Genomic DNA, 20,240 nt, shown 5'->3' with positions numbered 1-20,240 from the left:
CCGTCGCGGCTTAGAGTGTTCAACATAAACAGGAAGCTATTCAGAGATTTACCAGGCCGCCCTGCTTCACTTGGCGTCCGCGCAGCCGAACCGAAAGTCAGCCTAGCAAAGCAGCTCTGCTGCTGGCTGCCTGCTGGCTGCCTGCTTGCTGCTGCACCGAAGCGGGAGAGGCTTCGCGGGGCGGACGCCAAATTCAGCAGGACGGGCCGAGGTGCCTTTGGTGACTTCCTAAACAGTTTAAGATGCAAAAAGCATAGAAGCAAGTTCCTGCACCCCTGGCCGACCACAGCCGGCGGGCGCGTGCAACGCGCCCCTACGTAGGCAGCCACACGCAAAACTCGGTGTGGCCGGGGGCCGACTGCACTTCCAGCGTGCCGCCGTGCTGCTCCACCAGGCGCAGGGCAATGTCGAGGCCGAGGCCGGTGCCTTCGCCGGGGGGCTTGGTGGTGAAGAACGGCTCCAGGATGCGGGGCAGCACATCGGGCGGGATGCCGGGGCCGTTGTCGATAATAAACACCCGCACGAAGTCGCCCTCCTGGCGGGTGCGCACCGTGATTTCGCCGCCTCCCTCGGCTGGCAGGGCGTCGATGGCGTTGTCGAGCAGGTTGGTCCACACCTGGTTGAGGCTGCCGGCCTGGCCCAGCACCTGCGGCAGGCCGGGCGCATAGTCGCGCACCACCCGGATGTGCTTTTCGCGCAGGGCAAAGCCCAGCAGGTTGAGGGTGCTGTCGAGGCCGGGATGCACGTCGAGCGGGGCCAGGTCGGTGGCGCGGTCCATGTGGCTGTAGGTCTTCACGTTGCCAACCAGCGTGCTGATACGGGCTCCGGCTTCCTGCACGTCGTGCACCAGGCGCCGGATGGTGAGGTGGCCTTCCAGCCAGGCCAGCGCCACGGGCCGGGAGTGGGCGGGTAGGGCAGTCAGCACCGGGGCCAGACTGTCGGGGCTCAGGCCGGCGTCGAGAAGGCCGGAGGCCAGCTGGTAGCCGTCGGGCACCTGCTGCTCTTCCAGCCACTCAGCCAGGGCGTCTTCCTGGTCGGCCCGCTCCAGGGGGCTGAGGGTGGCCCGCTCGGGCACGGGGGCAGCGGCCAGCTGGGTCAGGGCGCCGATGGAAGCGGGGTCGGGGCAGTGGCCCACCAGCTCCAGCAGCAGCTCGGGCAGGCGCAGCAGGCTGTGGTTCAGGGTTTCGGCCCCGCGCACAATGGCGGCGGCGGGGTTGTTCAGCTCGTGAGCCAGGCCGGCCGAGAGCTTGCCCAGGGCCCGCAGCTTCTCGTCGCGTTCCTGGGTACGGGCCTCCAGCCGGGCCCGGTCGCTCATCAGGCCCACCAGGCGCTGCACCAGCTCGGGGCTCTGGCGCTCCAGCTCCGGAAACTTGTCACGGTCCAGCAGGTAGAGGCGGGTGTCGCCGATGGCCACGCCGTAGCCTTTGATTTCGCGCAGGCGGGAATAGGGCAGCACCCCGCTGACCTGGCCTGCCTCCTGCCGGAAGCCCGGCTCTCGCTGGCCGTTGCGCACGGCGTAGAACTGCATGCCGCCGTGCAGCATGGCCGTCAGGTACTGGGCCGGGTCGCCGGGCCGGAAGATTTCGGTGCCGGCGGTGAAGTCGCGCACTTCCCCGTGCTGGGCCAGCCACTCCAGGGTTTCCGGGGGCAGGTCGGCGAAGGCGGCAACGCTGGTTAGGTCTTGGGCAGTGAGCATGGTACGGGCACTCAACGCTGGCACCTTTCAGAAGAGAAGCCAGAAGTACGGATGATTAGACGTATTTGGGTGAAGCACACGCCGGCCCACCACATGCAGTATCTTCCCGGATGCAGGCCGGGCGCGAGGGCCACGGGCAGCCTTCGACAGCTTAAGACGCACAGCCCAGGCGTGTACTTTACCAGACGAAAACAGACGAAGCCGCCGCAGCCGGGGGCGCAGCTTCTAATTACGGGGACGCACGCCAACAACGCGCAACCGCCCCCGACTGGCGCGTAACCGGACGGGGGCGGCAGGTGCGGGCGGCACCCAAGCGTTTACGGCTGGCCAGCTCCGCAGTTGTCCCGCTTCAGGTCGGTCATTTTCTTAGCCGCCGTCGATTCAGTGACTTCCGTAAACACCATTGCCGTCGTCATCAGGCGGTTTTTTACGTCTCCCTGCACGTAGTATACCTTGTTGGGCTCCAGCTTCAGGTCGAGGTTGTCCTTGTCGGGCAGGTTCAGGCCGCCGGCTACCGACGTGAACGTGGTAGGGCCGGGCTTGAGGCGTACCACGAAGTAGCGCTTGTTGCTGAGGCGGCACAGCTCGGCGCCATTGGCCCGTACGGTGAAATTAGTGGCGGCCTGCGCAAACATAGGAGGCCGGTAGAACACCACCGTGGCCGAATCCGGCGACGGGGTTATTGCTTGTGTCTGGGCAGTGGCCGTGCCGGCGGTTACGGCTAGCAAAAAGGGTAACAGCAGAATGCGCATAGGTTGATTGGTTAGGTAAATCTTGGCTAAAGATAGACGCATCTGTTTATTCTACAACTTTAGGCTGCTTAGGAAGTAGAAAGACCATCCTGCATCCTGTGCAGTGCCCACGTAGCCCAGCCCGCCAGATGCGCCCGACGTGCGGCTGCCGGAGCGGGCCTAACCAAGCTCTGCGTTGCTTCACCTTTTTCCTTGACCTATGAAAACTCCCGCCGCCGTCAACCTCGCCACGCTGCCCAGCCGGGCCCCGGATGGGGTTCACAAGGACGACACGCTCCAGCAAATGCAGCAGCTTCAGCAGGAGCTAGTGGAGCTGCAAAAACGCCTCTACGCCGAAAACCGGCGCAGTGTGCTGGTGGTGCTGCAAGGCATGGACGCCAGCGGCAAAGACGGCCTGATCCGGCGGGTATTCAGCGGCCTCAACCCCCAAGGCGTGCGGGTGTACTCGTTTAAGGAGCCTACCGAGCTGGAGCTGGCCCACGATTTTCTGTGGCGGGTGCACCAGCAAGTGCCGCCCAAAGGCATGATCCACGTCTTCAACCGCTCACACTACGAAGACGTGCTGATTACCAGGGTGCTGGGGCTGGTGAACAAGGAAGAAGCCCAGCGGCGGTTTGAAGCCATCAACAACTTCGAAAAGCTGTTGCAGCAGGCCGGCACCACGGTGCTCAAGTTCTACCTGCACGTGTCGGAAGAGGAGCAGCGGGCCCGGCTGCAAGAGCGCGTCACGGACCCCGAAAAGCGCTGGAAATATGAGGCCGGCGACGAAGACAAGGCCAAGCAGTGGCCCCAGTACCGCGCCGTGTACGAAGACGTGTTCAAGCATTGCAGCCCCCCCTCCTGCCCCTGGCACCTGGTGCCCGCCGACCAGAACTGGTACAAAGCCTACGTAGTAGCCCGCACCCTGCGCGACACGCTTGCCGACCTGAACCCGCAGTACCCGGTATCGAAGGAAGAACGGCCACGGTAAGACACGGCAGCAGCCCCACCCCCGTCCCCTCCCCCGCGGGATGTCGCGCGTCAAGCGAGGTGGGACGGGGGTGCGTTCTGATGAGCTACAAGCTTCAGGCTGCAAGCGGCAAGCTTGCTTAAACCAAGGGCTCACTTGAACAGCGCTTGTAGCGTGCATCTTATGGCTTACAGCTGACGCCTGGCCCCTTCTCCCGGAGGGGCTGGGGGTGCGTCGTTCTCGAATTATAACCTGAGCAGGGAGTCAGTCCGCGTTGCTTGGCCTTTGCCTTCCCGCCAAAACTCTATTCTTACCAAACTTTTCTGCCGCTAAAATCCTTTTCTTCTTTCTAGCTCATCTCTATCGAATGGCCAAACTCAAAACGCTTTACTTCTGCCAGAACTGCGGGGCGCAGTCGGCCAAGTGGATAGGCCGCTGCCCCAGCTGTGGCGAGTGGAACACCTATGTCGAGGAAGTACTTCAGAAAGAAGAGCCGGCCGCGGTTGCCTCCTGGAAAACAGCCACCACGGCGGTGGCCGGCGGCACCAGCACCAAGGTAGCCAAGCCCCGCCCGGTCAGCGAGATACACTACGAGGAAGAGCCCCGCATTCTGACCCGCGACGCCGAGCTGGACCGGGTGCTGGGCGGCGGGCTGGTACCGGGCTCTTTGGTGCTCATCGGGGGCGAGCCGGGCATTGGCAAGAGCACCCTCATGCTCCAGATTGCCATGACCCTGCGCCAGCTCAAGGTGCTCTACATTTCGGGTGAGGAAAGCGAGCAGCAGATCAAGATGCGGGCCGAGCGCCTTACCGAAGGCACCCAGCACCCCGGCTGCTACATCCTCACCGAAACCAACACCCAGAATATCTTCAAGCAAATCGGCCAGCTCCAGCCCAATGTGGTGGTCATCGACTCCATCCAGACCCTGCACTCGGGCCACGTGGAGTCGGGGGCGGGCTCGGTGAGCCAGGTGCGCGAGTGCACCACTGAGCTGCTGAAGTTTGCCAAGGAAAGCGGCGTGCCGGTGCTCATCATCGGCCACATTACCAAAGATGGCTCCATTGCCGGCCCCAAAATCCTGGAGCACATGGTGGATACGGTGCTCCAGTTTGAGGGCGACCGGCACCTGAGCTACCGCATCCTGCGCACCATCAAAAACCGGTTCGGCTCCACCTCCGAGCTGGGCATCTACGAGATGCAGGGCGCGGGCCTGCGCCAGGTCAGCAATCCGTCGGAAATCCTGCTGAGCCAGCGTACCGAGAGCCTGAGCGGCATGGCTATCGGGGCCACGCTGGAAGGCAACCGCCCGTTGCTGGTGGAAGTGCAGGCCCTCGTGACGCCCGCTACCTACGGCACGCCCCAGCGCAGCTCCACCGGCTTCGACGCCAAGCGCCTGCAAATGCTGCTGGCCGTGCTGGAGAAGCGCAGCGGCCTGCGCCTAAGCCAGCACGACGTGTTTCTGAACATTGCCGGCGGCCTGCGCCTCGAAGATCCGGCTCTGGACCTGGCCGTGTGCGCGGCCGTGGTTAGCTCCCTGAACGACGTGCCCATCCGGGGTGAGGTGTGCCTGGCGGCGGAAGTGGGCCTGAGCGGGGAAATCCGGGCCGTGAGCCGCCTCGACCAGCGCCTGTCGGAGGCCGAGAAATTGGGCTTTGCCGAGATGTACATTTCTCAATTCAATGCCCGCGGCCTCGACCTGGCCCGCTACGGCATCCGGGTGCACCCAGCCAGCCGCCTCGACGACGTACTGACGGGTTTGTTTGGGTGAGCTACGGACGAGCTTCGCTAACTCGTTCAGTATGAAGGAGTGCCGCGCGTGGCTTTTCACGTAAAGTCGCTATGTTGCTTGGAAAAGGCCCGTAGGCGGGTGTTCAAAACTTTGGGCTTAGGCGGCGGTTACGAAAAAAGTTAGCCGGCAGATTGGACTTTCTTAACCTTTCTGCCGTATCTTCGATACAGTAATTGACTTTTACCGCGAAATACCTGACTAACCTCGTCTGTTGACTCAGCGGGCAACGTCGGCATCGTCAATACTTCTGCGTGGCTTTCCTGATGGCTAATCGACATACCTTCGCTGCATTCCTGTGGGCCGGCTTGCTGGCCTTTCCTTTGCTGGGCGCGGCCCAGGGCACGGTGGTGCTGACCGGCAAGGTCAGCGGCCGCACGTCTGATACAGTGGCAGTGTCGGTGCGCGAAAATTTACTCGACCCCAAAGAGCAGATTACCTACGCCCGCCTCAACGACAAAGGCGAGTTCCGGCTGGCCCTGACCGTACCCGGCCCCACCCGCGCCGACCTCGTGTACGGCGACGACGTGGCCGAGCTGTTTGTGGAGCCCGGCAACCAGCTCGATGTGCGCTTCAAAGGCTCGGACCTGGCCAGCTCGGTGCGCTTTAAAGGCAAAGGAGCCGAGGCCAACAGCTACCTTACGGAAACCGAAGAGCGGTTTGTCGAAAATGACGGGTTTCAGGTGCTGCCCGAAAACATCATGCTCTACGAGCCGGGCTTCCTGTCGTTTCTGGACTACCGCCGCAAAGAGGAGCAGAAGTTTTTGCAGGAGTATATGGAGGACAACCCGACGTTGTCTTCTGCTTTCAAAGCCTACGCCAAGGCCCAGATTGACTACAGCTACGCCAACGACCGGCTGACCTTTCAGGACCTGCGCGAGCAGGTGGTGGCCACCGAGGCCCGCCTGAATATGTCGCCCACCTACTACGATTTTCTCAAGGAGAAAACGCTGATCAACAACGAGGCGGCCATCCGCAGTGAGCTGTACCACGAGTTTTTGCTGAACTACGTGCACTACATGGCCACCACCCAGGGCAAGCAGCGCTCCGACCCCGACTTTTACCGCGTGTGCTACGAGCTGGCCAAAAGCCAGCTGGCGGGCCCCATCCGGATGGTGCTCATGGGGCGGGTGATGCAGGAGTCGTTCCGCTTCGGCCACGTGAAGCAGTCGGCGGCCATGCTGGAAGACTTCCGGGCCCTGGATACCAAGCACACCTATTATCCCCTGCTGCGCCACGACTTTGAGGTGCACAAGGCGTTTGCCATCGGGGCCCCGGCTCCCAACTTCAAGCTGGTATCGTCGAAGGGCGACACGGTGAGCCTACGGCAGTTTGCGGGCAAGCTGGTGTACATGAACTTCTGGCGCACCACCAGCGGCCTGGCCCTGCGCGACCTGCCCTACGCCGCCGAGCTGGCCAAGCGCTTCGACGGCAAGAATATCGTGTTCCTCAACATTGCCCTCGATGAAAACGAAGGTGCCTGGAAGCAGTTGGTGGTGAGCAAGAAGCTGCCGGGCGTGCACGTGCGGGCCACCGGCGGCCTGCGCTCGGCCGTGGCCCGCGCCTACGCCATTCAGGATGTGCCCAGCTACATTCTGCTGGCCGAAGACGGCACCTTCCTCAACACCAAGCCCAAGCGCCTGAGCAGCCGCGCCGCCGTCGACGAAATCAAAGAGTCCTTCGGCAAAGCCAGCACCTACACCAGCAACTCCTCGGATAGAGGCAAGCAGTAGTTTTCAGAAGTGAGAGGGTGAGACATGAGGAGTGAGACTTCTTGCTAATGACCACTTCTAGAAACAGAAAAGCCAGCTGCGTTCCGCGGCTGGCTTTTCTGTTTCTAAAGATGGGTGTTCGTCTTGAAAACAGGATTATGAGTAGCAAAACAAAGTCTCACTTCTCCAATAATGTCTCACCTTCTCACTTCTCTAATTGAGCCAGACAGTGAGCAGCATTTCGAAGCGGTGAGGGCCGTAGGCATTGTAATAGGGGGCTTCACCCTCGAAGCCAAGGACGTGCACCAGCGGCATACCCTCGGTGCGCGACTCCACAACGCGCACGGGGTAGAGCTGGCCTTCCTCGGGCCAGTCGCCCACGTGGTTGTAGGGGCGCTGGCTGGCGTCCACGCAGCGGGCATAGTCGATAAACGGGGCGTGGCGGGTGGCTTCCGCCAGGGTCAGGTTGGCAACTTCGTACTTTGGCATATTGGGTCTACTACAAGAAAAAGGCCGGTTTGATTCCCTGGTTGGCGGGCACTGAAAGGCCAGCGTGACCGAGGCAGCGGCAAGCTAGAGCTTGAATTGCAGGCTCACTTTCACCCCGAAGGTACGGGCTCCCGGGGAGTTACGATACGTAAGCCGGTGCAGAAAGTCGACGCGCGCCACCTTCAGAATGTTCTCGATGCCGTAGCCCACCTCGGCGTAGGGCGCGCGGCTCAGGCTGCGGAAAGACGGCAACGGAGCGCCCGTTTTGGGGTCCTGGGCCGGGATGATGCGGCGGTTGGCCTCGCTCACGCCGCCCCACAGCACATTGCCGGTGGCTACCAGCCGCCAGTTGAGCTGCCGGATGGCCGGCACCGAGTTCAGCAGGAAGCCATCGAAGTAGTTCTCGAACCGGAAAGCCACGTACCGGTCGCTCACAAACTCGAAGAAGCGCATCAGGTTGAAGGCCCCGCTGTTGTAGAATGGGGACTCGTTGCCGAGGTGGGTTTTAAGCACCGGGTACGGCACCGTGCTGGGAATGTAGCCCGCGTCGAGGCGGTAGTCGGTGCGGCCCAGCTGGCCCAGGCGGATGCTCTGGTCGATGAGCAGGTTGAACTTGTGGTAGCTGAAATCGGCCCCCAGCAGGCCGTGCACGCCGCGGGTGTAGCGCAGGGTAAACACCGGCCAGCGCTTAAGCCCGATGGGCGTGCGACGGTTCTGGTTGTCCTGCACCAGCACTTCGTCGGGGGCGTAGCGGGTTTCCAGCACCACCTCGGCCAGGCTGAACTGGTCGTCGGTGGGGGCGCCGGGGGCGGGTGTCTCGGTGTAGTAGGCGAAGCTATATAGGGGCGTGAAGTGCTGGTAGCGCAGCAGCACCCGCGGCGTGAAGCCCCGAAACAGGTCGGTCTGGGCCGACACCGTGGTTAGGGTGCGGCGCAGGGGCCGGCCGCTGCTGATGTTGCCCAGGCGGGCCGAGGCCTCGAACAGCGGGTTTTCCAGGGCGTAGTCGTTGTCGAGCAACGCCACCTGGTCGATGTCGTGGCGGTGCTCGAAGCCCAGCACCGTCCAGCGTTGGCGGTCCAGGATGCGGTTCACGCGCAGGCCGTACTTGAAGCGCCCGTCGCGGGTGCCGTAGGCCAGGTAGGTGCGCAGCAGCCAGTCGCGGCTCAGCTCGGGCGTAGTCCGGAAGCCTACCCGCAGGCGGTGCCCCTCGATGTTGTTGAAGCCGTAGGTGCTCAGCACGGGCCCCAGATCGAAGCGGCCGGCGCGGTAGTAGCCGTTCACGGCCACGTCGGCTATTTCGAGCACGGAGCGCACGGCTGGCAGGCGCTGCACCGAGTCGAGGGCGGCCAGCGTAGCCTGCTCGGTGGTGCTGAGCGAGTCGGGGCGGTGCCGGGCGAAGTAGTCGGCCGGCGTCTGGAAGGCTTCGGGCGCGGTTTCCAGGGGCCGGTCGTAGAAGGGCAGCGGGTGCGGCTGGTTTGCGTCGAAGGCGGAGTTGACGGTAATAAAGCGGGCCTCCACGCCGGTGCTGCCCTTAGTGGGCTTGAGGCCGATGACTACGCGGGTGCGGCGCGGCAGCCAGGGTCCGGCTGGGGTGGGCGTCAGCTCCTGGCTTACCTGCACCCCCTCCACATAGTTGAGGTTGGCCCGCGGGCTTACGCGCAGGTCGAGGCGGCGCAGGGCGTAGCCTTCCTTGGTTATCCAGATGGTGCCCGTAAAGGCCAGGTCCTGGGGCCGGCGCGGCGCTACGGCCAACCGGTAGCAGAAGTCCTCCCCCACCCACACCGAATCCTGCAGCTCGTACTCGTAGGTGAACCGCCACCCGTCAGCAATGGGCGAAATAAAGTCCTTGCCCAGCAGCTGCTGCCAGTTCAGGTAAAAGTCCCAGTCCTGAAACGAGGCCCCCAAAATCTGCGACACCACCGAGCCTTCGCGCGGGGCCGCGCCGCGCAGCTGGCGCTGCCGAATGACCTCTCGTTTGCGCAGGGGCTGGTTGAGCTGATAGAAGCGCGACAACACCTCGGAGGCGAAAATAGGCACCACGGGCCGGCCGCTGGAGTCGCGGGGCACGCCCAGGCTGTCGGCCACCCGAGTTATCTGGCCCAGCACCGTGCGGCGGCCCAGCTGGGCGGGCAAGTTGCGCAGGCTTACTTCGGTGCGGTTGTAGGAGTCAAACTCGAAGGCCGTGAGCTGGCGCTTGTCGTTGCGGGGCTTCTGCTGCTGCACCCGGCGTAGAATGGCGTAGGCGGGGTTTTCGCGGGGCCGCACCACCACTTCCCCCAGCGACACCGACCCCGGCCCCAGCGCAAAGTTGACGGTGAAACGGCTGGCGCCCCCAGGCAAGGCTTTGCGCTGGGGGGCAAAGCCGATGGCCGTAGCCACCAGCGTGTCGGCGGGACCGGCCAACGTGAGCTGGTACCGGCCGTTGTCGTCGGCGGTGGTGCCCTGGCTGGTGCCGCGCACAAATACGGAGGCAAAAGGCACGGGCTGCCCGGTGGCGGCTTCGGTTACGTGCCCGCTGCACACGATGCGCTGGGCCCGCGCCCCCGGTATGCCCACTAGCAGCAGGAGCAGCAATGAATAAGCGTACTTCATCATCAATCAGCGGCTTGCAGGGTAGAGCGAGCCAGAAAGATACGAGGTGGTAATTATGAATAGATATAAACAAAAATGTTTGGCATTATAAAAAACATCATATCTTTACTTAATTCGCTCATATTAGAGCTAGCTTCTGCTGACTAATTCCTTCTCACACACCTATTGCCAAAGTGGTTGTCCTGCCTCCTTTTTTGGAGACAGAAGGCTTTATTTTTCTTTCACCTAATCATAAGTGCTATGCTCATTTTTTCTCGTGTGCGGACTGCTACGGTAGTCACCGCAGTATTTACTGGCAGTCTTATAGGCTGCTCCAAAGAGGAAACGAATGATACCTCTCCCAAGCCTGATCAGACGCAGGAATCCAAGGCAGCCAAAGTGAATGCTGTCTGGAGAGATTTCGTAAACAAAGTAAAGGCAGGAAGTATCATTGACCCTATCGGGCAGTATGTCAGCGACGATACTTGGGTAGAGGCTAAGGAAGGCAAGCGTTCTTCGCGTCCAAAAATGGATTTCGCAAAAAGATTGACGCTGGATAGTAACTGGGCGAATGCAAAAGGTATAGGTGGTTTCCCCGATATGGGAACCCTCAAGGTTCCCTGCGAGGACAGACCTGATGATCCAGATTGCGTTTTCATTCCTGGACCTACTACATATTTCGTGAGCAGTGAAGGGCAAGCCCTGTACAATGGGACAGACAATCCTGACGGATACATAGCTGATTTAAAAATAGCGTGGGCCCGTAATTATGATGCAGACGCTCATCCAATGGATGGTTATACCAGCATCAGAGCCAACCTCAACAGCGGTGCCGGTGGGGCAACCATGTATCTGACGTTTACTCGCAATCCTAGAAGGGTGCGACTAGGCGACTCCTTTGGACGAACTGATCGTGTGACAGAAGGATTTGTACGTAATTTACAAACGCTCGAAGCTCCTTTTGGAGATTTTATAGGCAATTTTCCGCTAGGTAATTTGCTGCCTATTCAACGGCCCGGAGGTTTTGTGAATCAATGGAACACGCCGGACCTGAATGATGGGGCGGGCGGCAGTTATATATACGCCTATATGGTGAAGGACCCAGCAGAAGGGCCACCCATAGAAGTCGGCGTACTAGTGTCCAACAACAGCAATGCTCAGCCTCCATCAGGATGGAGATTTGTAGATGGGCAAGACCTAAATAAGGGCGCTGGTGGTGATTACGTTTACTTCTGTTCCAAGCCCCGCTAATGAATTCGCCTGTTCGTTCCGTAGTTCTGGTTTGCGCGCTTACTTTATGCGCCTCAGTAGCATGTGCCCAGCGGGCTCCTTTTCCTGCTCGTCGGCTATACATGGAACTGCATGCCGCGAGCCAACGATATGCCTTCGTATATTCTTCCGGGTCACCTCATAAACCCACGGTAGGGCCAGCCAAGGTTAATATTGGCTATTTCGTCAGCCCCCGTCTCGCGTTGCAGGTGGGTATCTTGTATCGCACCAAAGAAATAAACCAAACTAGTACCGGAACTACTATTGCAGGAATCCCCAGCCAAACCAAAAGAAAAAAAGAGGAATGGACGACTGTACTTCCTGTTTTAGCCAGATATAGCTTGGTTGCAGTATCTGAGCGACTTAAGGTAGATGTACTAGGCGGCGTCACACTGCTTCAATCACGTTTTAATAGCACCAGAACAACAACTGAAGGAGGACAAGTGGTGGAGGATGTTCAATCTTCCGAGAAAGCTACTGCAACTTATGCCACAGGGGGCCTAGGGCTGCGGTACGCGCTTGGGAGAAAAAAACGACTGGAACTCGTGTCCGACGCTACCATCAGCAGAAATACGGCTGGCTTGTCGCCATCGGTTGCCCGGTATCTGCTCATACCCAAGTGGGGCGGCACCAGTGCGCTCAGCATTGGAATGCGGTATAATATCAGGTGAGCTTCCGGTTGTTCTTTACTCAGGCACTGGTAAATAGTTCCCATCTGGCAGAGTACGTCTCAACAGGACACCCCGCACAGCAGCGTATCCGCCGGGCGGGGTGTCTTGCTTACTCACCACCCCCTACTTCGGGCACTCTTCCCGCGTCAGGGTTTCGTTGATGTGGATGGCAGCGCGGGCTCCGTCGGCGGCGGCCAGGATGGCTTGCTGGAGGCCAGGAGTGTTGTCGCCGGCGGCGTAGAGGCCGGGAACGGAGGTTTGCTGCGTTTTACTAACCCACACGGCGCCTTTGCTGGTGATGCGGCAGCCAATCTGCTCAATGAGCGTGGTGCGCTGGTGCTGGTGGGCGTGGATGAACACGGCCGCCCGCTCCAGTTTCTCACCCGACTCAAAGACGATGCACTGCAACTGGCCCGAGGCGGTGCCTTCCAGGCGCACCACCGGCTCCTCCCGAATCTTGATTTTCTGGCGGTGCAGGCGGCGGCGGGCGTTTTCAGTCAGGACGCCGGGTCCATCGATGCAGGCCACGACGTCCTTGCTCCAGCGGCTCACCAGCAGGGCCAGGCCCGTTACCATCTTTGCCCGCCCGTACACGGCCAGGGGCTGGTCGCGCACTTCCCAGCCGTGGCAGTAGGGGCAGTGCAGCACGCCCTTGCCCCAGAGCTGGCGCATGCCGTCGATGGGCGGCAGCTCGTCTTCGACGCCGGTAGCCAGCAGCACCTTGCGGGCCGTGACGGTGGACGGGCGGCCGGTTTCGCCCTCCAGCTTTAGCTCAAACAGGTGGCCCTGCCGCGCCAGCGCCGTTACGCGGGCCGGCCGGATTTCCACCGACTCGTAGGGCCGAAGCTGCTCGCGGGCCAGGCGCAGCAGCTCGGCGGGCTTGGTACCGTCGCGGGTCAGGAAGCCCTGCACGGCCGGCGACTCGGTGTTGCGGGGGCGCCCCCCGTCGCACACCAGCACCCGGCGCAAGCAGCGCCCCAGCACCAGGGCCGCGTTCAGGCCGGCGCTGCCGGCTCCTATAATGACCACATCTACATCGGTCAAGGACTGACCGGCCGGCCGGTGGCGGCGGATTGTAACTGACATACAAAAACAAGGCTACGTGCGAGGTCTATACCGGCTAGTGCAGGCGCGGGTTAGGCCGGGCTTGCCGTCGGGTCACGAAAAAGCCCTTCCGCCAGCGGCAGAAGGGCTTTTGCAGGGCAAATTGATTTGCTTATTCTTTCACCAGGCGTAGCACGGTGCGGTAGTTTTCTCCCCGGATGCCGACCAGGTAGGTGCCCTGGGGCAGTGTCTCCAGAGGCAGCACCCGCAGGCTGTTCGGTACGGTCAGCGTCTGCACCAGGCGGCCAGCGGCATCCGTCAGGGTTACCTGGTAGGTACCGGCGGGCAGCGTCGTCAGGTTCAGCGTAGCACCCGTGGCCGTGGTGGCGGGGTTAGGGTAGAGCGTGGCAGCAGCGGTTACCGGCTGCCCCGTGAAGGAAACCACTTGCACCGAGCTGTAGTGGGTAGTACCGTCGGTGTCCACCTGCTTGAGGCGGTAGTACACCGGGTGGCCTTGCGCCTTAGCTGCCACGTCGGCATCGGTGAAGCTATACGTAGTGGTAGCGGTAGTGGTGCCCTGCCCGCGCACCGTGCCGATGGCCTGGAACGAGCGGGTGTCGAAGCTGCGCTCTACCTCAAACCGGTCGTTGTTCAGCTCCTGGGCCGTACGCCAGCTCAGCTGGGCGCTGCTGCCCGCAGCCTGGGCCTGGAAGGCCACCAGCGTCACGGGCAGCGGGCGGGGGCCGATGGTGATGCTTACGTTTTGCGTAGTCACGCCGCCGTTCAGGTCCACTGTCGTTACGCTAGCTGTGTAGGTGCCGGCGCGGAGCAGCAGACGGTTCAACACGAAGAACTGGCCCGTAGTTGAGTTGAAGTCGATGCCGGCGTTGTTCAGCGTCGTGCGAGTGGCGGCCGGAATAGTGGCGTTGGTACCGGTGGTAGCCAGGCCGTTGCTAGCTCCGGCCAGCAGGGCGCCAGTTGTGGCATCATACACCGAGCCCGACGCAGCCGCACGCAGCGTATTCACGTCCGTTACAAAGGCCAGCACGTCGTTGTTGTTGTACGAGGTAGTGCCACCTTTCTGCGGCGTGTAGGCATACACAGCGTTCAGGTCCTGCGCTACCGGAATGGTGTACAGAGCCGGAGCGGATATGCTGCCCAGGTTGTCGGTAGCCGTGTAGGTGAAGAAGGCGTTACCCGCGAAGCCAGCAGCCGGATCAAACCGAAGCGTAGCTGCTTGCGCCGTCGTCAGCTGAACAGCGGCGCCTGTGGTGGGCAGAGCGGTGTACGTACCGCCATTGTTGTAGTACACGATTCCTTGCGCGGTAGTCGGCAGCGAAGAAGGCAGAATAGCGTACGAGCTAACGGTGCCGTCGTCGGTAGCGGACAGCGGAGAAATATTCTGCTGGCCAGCCGTGTTGCCTTGCGGCACTTGGAGCAAGTTGACCACATCCAGGGCCGTCGGGGGTTGGTTGAACAGGGTGGTGTTCACCGTCGAGCTGTTGTTGCCGCTGTTCGTTTCGCTGGTTGCGGTGCTCACGTTTCCTACGACAGCATAGTTCGTGTTCGGCGCCGTAATGGTGAAAGTATTCGTTACCTGACCAGCAGCACCGGCTGCCTGCGAAGCAATGGTAGCAAACGTCACGACCGTGCCGCTCTGGCTGGCCCCGCTGGGCAGGTTGGCAGCAGTTACCCCAGCTGGCAGCGTCACTTGCTGCACTACGTTGGCGGCAGCCGAAGGTCCATTGTTCAGCGTCACTACCGAGTAAGTTACCGTGCTGCCGGCGGTTACCACCGCTGGGCCGCTCACCACGGTCGTCACATCAGCCTGGGCAGTTATGACCACACTGGTAGTAGCCGCATTGTTGGCTGGCGCAGAATCGGAGGTACTGGAAGTGATAGACGCCGCTGCTGCCAGCGTGCCACTACCCGGTGCCGGAACGATTACGGTGTAGGACAGCGAGGCATTGGTAGCCATAGAGGCCACCGTTGGCCAGGTTACCAGGCCGGTCGTTGCATTGTAAGTACCACCATTTGAGATGTTGCCGGCAGGAATATTCAGGCCAGCCGGCAGGCTCAGCTGAGGCAACGCGTTGACAGCGGCATCCAGTGTCCCGTTGCGGAAGGTGGCCGTTAGGGTAACGGGCTGGCCAGCGGCAACTGTGCTAGCCGACGAAGTCAGGGTCACGCTCAAGTCGGCTACTTGGTCGGTAGGCGTAGAAGAAACTGTGGTGATACCAGCTTGGTTGTTATCCAGGTTCCGGTCGGCGGTACCGCTTACCGAAGCCTGAGCTACAGCCACTAGCTGGGCTACGTCCGGCATTACTACGGTAATGCTGTTTACGACACTAATACCACTGGCCAGATTGCTGATGGAGGCAAGCGTTACCAGTCCCGTAGTGGAGTTATATGTAGCCCCAGCTGGTAACGACACCACGGTCAGACCCGCTGGCAGTTGCAGCGTGGGTGCTACCGAAGCGGCCGAGTTGGGCCCGTTGTTGGTCGTAACCACTACGTAGGTAGCGGGGCTGAACACCGGCGTAGAAGCCGGACCATTTACGCTTACCGTAACATCAACCGAGGACTGTACCGCAGTGGTAACCGTTGCCCGGTTATTAGTAGCAGAGCTTTCAAGCGTGGTGGTCCCAACGCTGGCCGTAGCCAGGATGTTACCGGTGCTGGCCGTGCTGAAGGAAATAGAATTCACCTGCTGGCTACCCGCGGGCAAAGCGCCCAGCGTGAAGGTTACCACGCCGGTAGCCGCATCGTACATACCGCCACCCGACACGCTAACGTCGGTCAGGCCGGCCGGAATGCTCACCGTTTGCATTACGTTCGAGGCCAGAGCCCCGCTGTTGTTGGTAGTGGTAACAGCATAAGCCATACGCTGACCAGCCAGGGCCGTAGCCGGGCCTGCCAAGGCAGTGCTAATATCCGCAACCGAGCCAATCGTCACTTTCGTGGAAGCCACGTTGTCGGCAGCCACCGGGTCGGAGGTGGCGCTGCTGACGCTGGTAGCGGCCAGCACCACGCCGCTAGCCGGAACCCGGAATTGCAGGGTAGCCGTTTGCTGCGCGCCAATAGCCAGCGAAGAGGCTGTAGCCAGCGTTACGATGCCGGTGTTGGTGTCGTAGGTGGCCCCGGTCGGCAGGCCTGTAAGCGTAGAGCCGGCCACCAAACCAGGTACCAGCACAATCCGCTGCACCACGTTGGTAGCGGCGCTCGGACCATTATTTTGCACAGTAGCCGTGATGGTAGCCGTGCCGTTGGGATTTACGCTAGGCGTAGACGTGCTGATGGTAGCCGTCAGGTTTGCTGAAGCAGTAGTGGCGGCTGTCACGCTTGTAGCCGTGGCCGTCCGGGCATTGTTGGCCGTGCTGATGTCCCCGGCGTTAGTAGTGCCGCCGAAGTTGCCCACCACCGTAGCCGAAGCCGTAACTGCCCCGGTAGCCGGGAAGCTGATGGTGTTCAGGACCGTTTGTCCCAGCGGCAGTGAGGCCAGCACCGGGAACGTCACAACACCAGTAGAGCTATTGTAGGTACCGTTGTTCGATACGAACACGTTGGTTAGGCCCGTTGGCAGCTGCACCGTCTGCAATACGTTCGGCGCCGGCGATAAAGCCCCCGTCGTATTCAGGTTAGTAGTTGCCACGGTGTAGGTGGCCAGATTGCCGGAAACTACGCTCGTGGGGCCCGTAATGGTCGTTGCCACGTCGTATACCGGAGCAACGGCCACCGAGGTGCTGGCTGTGTTGTTAGCCGTGTTGGTGTCCGAGTTGTCGGCGACTACGGCGGCTACGGCCGTAATTGGGCCCGCTCCGGGAGCTCTTACCGCAATGGTGTAGGTAGTGTTGCTGCCCGAAGCCAGAGTGCCAATGGTTGGGAACGTCACGACACCCGTGGTGTTGTCGTAGGTTGGAGCCGTGCTGGCCGCGCCGTTGATGGTAAACGTTACCGTGTTGCCGTTGCTGGCCAGGCCGGCGGGCAGCGTCACGGTTTCTCTTACGTTGGAAGCCACGGACGGGCCGTTGTTGGTGGCAACTACGGTGTAGGTCAGGTTCTGGCCGGCCGTCACGGTAGCCGTGGGGCTGGCACTAATGGTAGTGGCCAGGTCAATCGGCGGGTACTGTACCGTCACGGTCAGGGTGCCGGGGTTGCTGATGGCGCCGTCGTTATCAATTATCGTGTACGGGATAGAAGCCGTGCCCGTGAAGCCCGGTACCGGCGCAAAGGTTACATTGCCACTAGCGTCCACCGTGAAGGTGCCTTTGCCGCTTACCACAACGCTGGTTTGCTGGTTGGCAGCGGCCGGGTCGAGGTCAACCGAGCTCAGGTTCAGCGTACCGTCCCCGTCTACATCGTTACCGGTGGCCGAAAAAGATACCGTAGTGCCAGGCAGCGTGGTTCTCAGGTCACTGTTAGCTACCGGGGGCACGTTACAGGTACCGAAGTACACGTGGTCGATGCCCAAGTCGTTGCCACCTGCTACCGTCGACACGTTGCGGATTTCGAAGATGGCCGTCGTGTTGTTGCCCGAGTACCAGATGCTGGAATACTTCACCCACCGGTCCGGCGACTCCTGAACAACCTGCGTGCTGGATACACCGGTGCCGTTAATTACGAAACCAACTTCTGGCAGGCCGTTGGCGCTGCCCGGAGGCAGCAGGTTGTTGAAGTAGGCCGAGAAGGTGTAGTAGCGGTTCCGCTGTACCGTAATAGTCTGCGAATACATCCGCTGGATGGTCGCCGAGCCGTTAATCATCAGGAACCTGCCGGTGCCGTCATAGTCGGTGCCCTGGAAGGCTTGGTGGTAGGTGTTGGCATTGGCGTCTACCGCATAGGTATTTTCTGGCACCAGTCCCCTGTTACCATTAGTAGTGGCCGCATTGGCCGCCGCCGACACGTAGTTGTAGTCACTGGTAAAGCCAGTGTCGCCATTGGTGAACTCCGGGTTTTCCAGCAGGTTTGGTCCGGTCGAGGAAGTACAGGCGGCGCCCGAGTCGTAAATACGCAGGTTCACAGTAGCCGTGGCGCACTGCGTAGTGGTAACGGAACTACACACACGGTAGGTGAAGCTATCCGTGCCGGTGTAGCCGGTATTGGGCGTATACGTGTAGGTGCCGTTGGCATTTACCGTAACCGTACCATTAGCGGGGTTCGTTACTCTCGAGGCAACCAGCGGCGCGTAGCTCGGCTCGGTGTCGTTGAGGATAACGTTGCCGGTTACGGCCGTGTTCTTCGGCACCTCGTAGCTGTCGTTGCGGGCGGTTACCACCACGTCGGTTATCGGAATCGTGTAGGTAGCATCCGAGTTAGACTCAAACCCCGAGTTATCGGTGGCCGAATACGTAAAGGTGGCGTTGCCGACGAAGTTCGGCGCGGGGTCAAACCGGAGGGAAGTCGCTTGGTCCAGCGTCAATACCTGACCAACGGTTACGGCTGCATAGGTGGTGCCGGTGGTGTTGTAGTAGAGTACGCCGCTAGCGGCTGTCGGCAAGGTTCTGATGGTGTAGGAGGCAATAGTACCGTCGGCGTCCGAAGCGTCAAGCTCCGAAATGAGGGTCTGACCCGCCGTCCGGAAAATAGTAGAGGTATTCGTGATGTTGTTCGCCACCGGGGGCAGCCCCGACCTGCCGGCGCACAGCACCGAGCTGGGCACCACCGAGTTGGCCGTAATGCCCGAGCCCGCGGGAGCAGCGAAGTAGCGCAGTTCAACCGAGTTGCCACCCCCGCCTTCACCGTAGAAAATCAGAATGTTGTGCAGCCCTCTCGACAGGTTCACGGCCACCTTAGTAGGGGCTGACTGCGGCGCATGACTACCTGCGTTGTTGACGATGGCCGTAGCAAGAGAAGGAACGGCTTGCAGCGCATCCCCGTCAATCCACATGTAACTGGCATCGTCCGAGAACACGTCGAACGTGTACGTACCGGCCGTAGCAATAAAGATGCTGCCCCGATACCGGGCGCTGAAGTTGTTAGGGTCAGCGACAGAGTTATCAGCCGCGCCGCTCGCCACCAGGTCACCGAAAGTGTTAGTGGTAAAGTTTACCTGAGCATCTACGCGCCGCAGTTTGGGCGTATTGCTGTTAAAGAACGACAGATTGTCGTTGAAATACCCCGTGTAGTATTCCGCCGTGAGGCCGCTGAACGAGTTGGTATTATCGAAATATGAAACGCCGCAGGTAGCAGGGGCAGCAATGGCGGCAATCGGAATAGTAAACGTAGCCGCCGAAGCCGAAGCCGAGGTCTGGCCGGCATCGTCGGTTACTGTGTAGCGAAACTGAACGTTACCACCCGCAAAGGTGGAAGCAGGGTCGAACTGAAGGCTGGCTGCCTGCGCAGCGGTCAGCACTTGGCTAGCCGCTACGGCCACGTACGTGGTGCCGGTCGAGTTGTAGTACAGGATACCCTGGTTAGCCGACGGAACCTGCGTGATGGTGTAGCTATTGACCGTCCCGCCATCGAGTGTGGCACTCGGGTTGTCGATATCCGTCTGGCCGGCAGTGCTGGCCAAAGTAGCGGCGTTGGTGACGTTGTTGGCCACCGGCAGCGCCGCATTCCACGACATATTGTTGATGCCGATACCTTGCTGTCCTACATCATTAGCACCAGAGGTATTCTGATAAGTGAGGGTCAAGCTGGTAATCGGGTTGGCGAAGGAAGCCGTAATAGTAGTATTGCTAGCTGTCAAGTTAGCAGTATTACCCTCAGCGGTATTTCCGTTGATAGCACCCGCCGTTGGTAAAGACGCAGCCAGGCTTGGCGTTACGGCTGTGCCGCCATTGGCCCCTTCAAAAGTCACTCTATCGACAAAGGAAGTACCAGCAGCGTCATTTCTGTCAATATCCTGAACCTGAACCCTAAAATTGGCCAGTGGACGATTGAAAGTAAAGGTTACTCTAGACGTCTTGTTGGAGCCAGCAGGGTAATTAACTACCCAGAACAGTGTGGTGACACCATTAAGAGTGCCGGTAGAAAAAGAATAGGTACCGTTGGTGGCGCCAGTTCCCGCAACTGTCCCGCTACCGTTAACATTGTAGGCGCTGCTAACAGTAGTGACCGTGGAGCCAACCGGAACCGCCGTGGCCGCTCTGTTTACCCAACTACCCCCGTAGCTGGCATTGGAGAAGTCCAGTGTGCGCGTGACCTGCGCCCAGGCTGGTAAAACTCCCAAGGGTACCAGGGCCAGCAGAAGCCCTAATATTCGTAAAGATGTTTTCATGAAAGGTATGAATGGATGAAGAGTTGACGTTTCCAGTCGCCCATATTGATTGCGCGAAACCAAAACTACTTCCACGTCC

At 60.6% G+C, this 20,240-nt stretch carries 11 protein-coding genes; 5 read left to right on the top strand and 6 right to left on the bottom strand.

Translation table 11 applies throughout. The annotated features are described in order from the left end of the window. Positions 1–313 precede the first annotated feature (313 nt). Together OIS53_RS15325 and OIS53_RS15320 are read right to left on the bottom strand one after the other, a co-directional pair. Entirely contained in the window at positions 314–1,696 is a 1,383-nt protein-coding gene (locus tag OIS53_RS15325) for a sensor histidine kinase (protein WP_264679444.1), read from the bottom strand. A 317-nt stretch (positions 1,697–2,013) separates the two neighbouring features. Next, on the bottom strand, positions 2,014–2,448 hold the full coding sequence (locus tag OIS53_RS15320; protein WP_264679443.1) for a DUF2846 domain-containing protein: 435 nt from the start codon (positions 2,446–2,448) through the stop codon (positions 2,014–2,016). A gap of 199 nt (positions 2,449–2,647) precedes the next feature. On the opposite strand from OIS53_RS15320, the gene OIS53_RS15315 reads away from it, so the two are divergent. The 3 genes from OIS53_RS15315 (at position 2,648) to OIS53_RS15305 (ending at position 6,916) form a co-directional block, all read left to right on the top strand. Next, positions 2,648–3,418: a PPK2 family polyphosphate kinase gene (locus OIS53_RS15315; RefSeq protein ID WP_264679442.1), complete on the top strand. Its 771-nt coding sequence runs from the start codon at positions 2,648–2,650 to the stop codon at positions 3,416–3,418. A gap of 346 nt (positions 3,419–3,764) precedes the next feature. Then, a complete protein-coding gene (gene radA / locus OIS53_RS15310; protein ID WP_264679441.1) occupies positions 3,765–5,165 on the top strand; it encodes a DNA repair protein RadA in 1,401 nt (466 codons plus the stop codon). Between the two features lie 284 nt (positions 5,166–5,449). After that, complete coding sequence (locus OIS53_RS15305; RefSeq protein WP_264679440.1) at positions 5,450–6,916, top strand: TlpA family protein disulfide reductase; 1,467 nt, start codon at positions 5,450–5,452, stop codon at positions 6,914–6,916. Positions 6,917–7,108: 192 nt separating this feature from the next. Here the strand turns inward: OIS53_RS15305 and OIS53_RS15300 are convergent, their stop codons facing one another. Further along, positions 7,109–7,384, bottom strand: coding sequence for a hypothetical protein (locus OIS53_RS15300; RefSeq protein ID WP_264679439.1), 276 nt, complete (start codon positions 7,382–7,384; stop codon positions 7,109–7,111). Positions 7,385–7,468: 84 nt separating this feature from the next. Next, positions 7,469–9,979 carry a DUF5686 and carboxypeptidase-like regulatory domain-containing protein gene (locus OIS53_RS15295; protein ID WP_264679438.1) on the bottom strand — a complete coding sequence of 837 codons (2,511 nt, stop codon included), beginning with the start codon at positions 9,977–9,979 and terminating at the stop codon, positions 7,469–7,471. Positions 9,980–10,216: 237 nt separating this feature from the next. Between OIS53_RS15295 and OIS53_RS15290 the strand changes: the two genes are divergently transcribed. Together OIS53_RS15290 and OIS53_RS15285 are read left to right on the top strand one after the other, a co-directional pair. Beyond that, entirely contained in the window at positions 10,217–11,206 is a 990-nt protein-coding gene (locus OIS53_RS15290; RefSeq protein WP_264679437.1) for a hypothetical protein, read from the top strand. Next, complete coding sequence (locus OIS53_RS15285; protein WP_264679436.1) at positions 11,206–11,895, top strand: outer membrane beta-barrel protein; 690 nt, start codon at positions 11,206–11,208, stop codon at positions 11,893–11,895. The genes OIS53_RS15290 and OIS53_RS15285 overlap by 1 nt, the downstream gene beginning before the upstream one ends. A gap of 123 nt (positions 11,896–12,018) precedes the next feature. Here the strand turns inward: OIS53_RS15285 and OIS53_RS15280 are convergent, their stop codons facing one another. Next, the gene (locus OIS53_RS15280) at positions 12,019–12,981 is read right to left on the bottom strand and encodes an NAD(P)/FAD-dependent oxidoreductase (RefSeq protein WP_264679435.1); all 963 of its coding nucleotides are present in this window, start codon (positions 12,979–12,981) and stop codon (positions 12,019–12,021) included. Between the two features lie 130 nt (positions 12,982–13,111). Next, on the bottom strand, positions 13,112–19,630 hold the full coding sequence (locus tag OIS53_RS15275) for an Ig-like domain-containing protein (RefSeq protein ID WP_264679434.1): 6,519 nt from the start codon (positions 19,628–19,630) through the stop codon (positions 13,112–13,114). Positions 19,631–20,240: the final 610 nt, after the last annotated feature.

Source organism: Hymenobacter sp. YIM 151500-1 (assembly GCF_025979885.1).
Taxonomy (GTDB): Bacteria; Bacteroidota; Bacteroidia; order Cytophagales; family Hymenobacteraceae; genus Hymenobacter.
Note: the sequence above shows the minus strand (reverse complement) of the source record. Positions and strands in the feature narration are given on the sequence as shown.

Excerpts from the sequence above, each read along its gene's own strand:
- OIS53_RS15325 (WP_264679444.1), bottom strand. The coding sequence starts at position 1,696 with ATGCTCACTGCCCAAGACCTAACCAGCGTTGCCGCCTTCGCCGACCTG.
- OIS53_RS15320 (WP_264679443.1), bottom strand. The coding sequence starts at position 2,448 with ATGCGCATTCTGCTGTTACCCTTTTTGCTAGCCGTAACCGCCGGCACG.
- OIS53_RS15315 (WP_264679442.1), top strand. The coding sequence starts at position 2,648 with ATGAAAACTCCCGCCGCCGTCAACCTCGCCACGCTGCCCAGCCGGGCC.
- radA (WP_264679441.1), top strand. The coding sequence starts at position 3,765 with ATGGCCAAACTCAAAACGCTTTACTTCTGCCAGAACTGCGGGGCGCAG.
- OIS53_RS15305 (WP_264679440.1), top strand. The coding sequence starts at position 5,450 with ATGGCTAATCGACATACCTTCGCTGCATTCCTGTGGGCCGGCTTGCTG.
- OIS53_RS15300 (WP_264679439.1), bottom strand. The coding sequence starts at position 7,384 with ATGCCAAAGTACGAAGTTGCCAACCTGACCCTGGCGGAAGCCACCCGC.
- OIS53_RS15295 (WP_264679438.1), bottom strand. The coding sequence starts at position 9,979 with ATGATGAAGTACGCTTATTCATTGCTGCTCCTGCTGCTAGTGGGCATA.
- OIS53_RS15290 (WP_264679437.1), top strand. The coding sequence starts at position 10,217 with ATGCTCATTTTTTCTCGTGTGCGGACTGCTACGGTAGTCACCGCAGTA.
- OIS53_RS15285 (WP_264679436.1), top strand. The coding sequence starts at position 11,206 with ATGAATTCGCCTGTTCGTTCCGTAGTTCTGGTTTGCGCGCTTACTTTA.
- OIS53_RS15280 (WP_264679435.1), bottom strand. The coding sequence starts at position 12,981 with ATGTCAGTTACAATCCGCCGCCACCGGCCGGCCGGTCAGTCCTTGACC.